Raw genomic sequence first — 1924 nt, 5'->3', positions numbered from 1 at the left:
TCCAAGATATACTGCGTCATATTTTTTTTGTAATGCAGCAAGCGAAATATTTTTACCCAGCTCCTGGTTATATTTAATTTCTATTCCGCCGAGTGATAAAATATAATTCACTTCGTCTTCGCAAAACTGTGGGGTTACTTTATAGGCTGCAATGCCGTAAGTCATTAATCCGCCACCTTTATTTTCTTTTTCATAAATAGTTACATCAATTCCTTCTCTTGATAAAACATGAGCACAACTTAAACCTGCCGGGCCAGCACCAACGATAGCAATTTTGCCCCCATCCCCTGAAGGGGAGTTATTTGAAATGTCTAATTTTTTTCTTTTGAACAATTGCCAATTGTTTTTCATAGCTATTTCAGTTGAATAGCGTTGCAATTTTGCAATGGGTATGGGTGGCTCGTCCATTAAATTAAATACACAACTGCCTTCGCATAATTTTTCTACCGGGCAAACTTTACTGCAACCTGCTCCCATAATGTTGGATAAAAAAATGGTGTGGGCACTGCCCTTAATATTATCAGTAACAATTTGTTTAATAAACTTAGGAACGTTAATTCCGGTAGGGCAACTTTTAATACAGGGTGCATCGTAACAAAATAAACAACGGTTGGCTTCTACCTGCGCTGCATTGTAGGTTTCAAACGGTGGATGAATGTCGCTGAAGTTTTCGGCGTATTGTTGTGATGATAATTTATTTGATGCGATTGCCATAAATTAATTTATCTGTTTATTTTTTTTATCAGCAGGCAAATAGTTTTTCTTTGTTACTACTTTTTCACCTGTTTTAATTTCCAATGCTCTTCTTGCATTGCCTGCAATATTGCCACCTTGTTTAGCTGCCACTTTATTTTGTTTAAATCCTTTGGGATGTTTTGTTTTCACAATGGCAGCAGTAGATGCTTCGCCTAACATAGAAAAGATAAGTTCCAGATCTGTCATGTGGTCTCTTAAATTTTCTCTTTTAAGATTTTTTATTTTTTTGTGTTGTGCCGGTGTATAACCAAAAGTTGCTTTTGCAATTTCTGCGGTAAGTATAGCATAATCTTTTTGTTGTTTTACTTCATGTGCTTTCCATTCATCTGTAAGTTCTTCTCTAATAGCAATACTCCGCATTCTTTTTTCTATCCAATCATCGGGATAACCTTTTTGTATATATAAATCTCTTGTACGCTGCGTAGCTATTTCAGGGTTTTCAATTTCCTCCAGTCTTTCGTACCCTACCTGTGCCAGCCAGAGTTTAAATGGTTCTGCCTTTGGAGAAGGGATGGATTGAATAATGCGCAGGATTGTTTTTGTATCTGCTACATCTGTTAAGTAATTTTTACCATCAGATGACTCCATTTTCAGTTGTCCGATTTTTTCGGACAACTCAGCACCTTCTTTTTTAAGTTTGGTTTTTAAATCGCTCCAATACTTTCTTGGTCTTGCATTAACTACTAATACTTCTACGATATCTACGATAGAAAAATACCATTTACTTTCTGTTTCATTATAAACAGATCGAATTTGTTTGCTATCAAATAATTTAATGTTGCTCATTTGAAAAAATATTTATTAAGCATTTTACATTTTTATTTACGCTTAGATAAAAGTTCAATAATGGTATCTCGTACAAGAGTGTCTCGCCTTAGGCCAGACCAATGAAGCCAAATAGAAATACTCAAGCTTGGTACAAAAAAATATAAACACATTTCTCTTTTCGATCTTCTCCATTTCCTCCGCCCGCTGGCGGAGATAGGGGCTACAACTCCGTTAACTTCCCATAAGTCTCCGGCCTTCTGTCTCTAAAAAATTGCCACACACTTCTTACTTCTTCAATCATATCCAAATCAAAATCGGCAATTAATAATTCGTCTTTGTCTTCGCTGGCCTGTGCAAAAATTTGTCCACGGGGATCAACAAAATAACTGCTGCCATAAAA

At 36.0% G+C, this 1924-nt stretch carries 3 protein-coding genes; all 3 read right to left on the bottom strand.

Annotated features, from left to right (window positions below):
* The coding region (locus tag ACY65O_RS05835; RefSeq protein WP_462219911.1) for an FAD-dependent oxidoreductase at positions 1 to 714 on the bottom strand (714 nt) is incomplete at its 3' end.
* 3 nt (positions 715 to 717) lie between these two features.
* Complete coding sequence (locus ACY65O_RS05830; RefSeq protein ID WP_462219910.1) at positions 718 to 1542, bottom strand: BRO family protein; 825 nt, start codon at positions 1540 to 1542, stop codon at positions 718 to 720.
* A 202-nt stretch (positions 1543 to 1744) separates the two neighbouring features.
* A partial coding sequence (locus ACY65O_RS05825) for a nitrilase-related carbon-nitrogen hydrolase (protein WP_462219909.1) occupies positions 1745 to 1924 on the bottom strand: 180 nt, incomplete at its 5' end.

Origin of the sequence: Ferruginibacter sp., assembly GCF_031430955.1 — a bacterium.
Lineage (GTDB): Bacteria > Bacteroidota > Bacteroidia > Chitinophagales > Chitinophagaceae > Ferruginibacter.
The sequence above is the reverse complement of the archived record's forward strand: the minus strand, read 5'-3'. Positions and strand labels throughout refer to the sequence as shown.

What these genes read in the sequence shown, in the direction of transcription:
- ACY65O_RS05830 (WP_462219910.1), bottom strand. Translation starts at nt 1,542, where the DNA reads ATGAGCAACATTAAATTATTTGATAGCAAACAAATTCGATCTGTTTAT.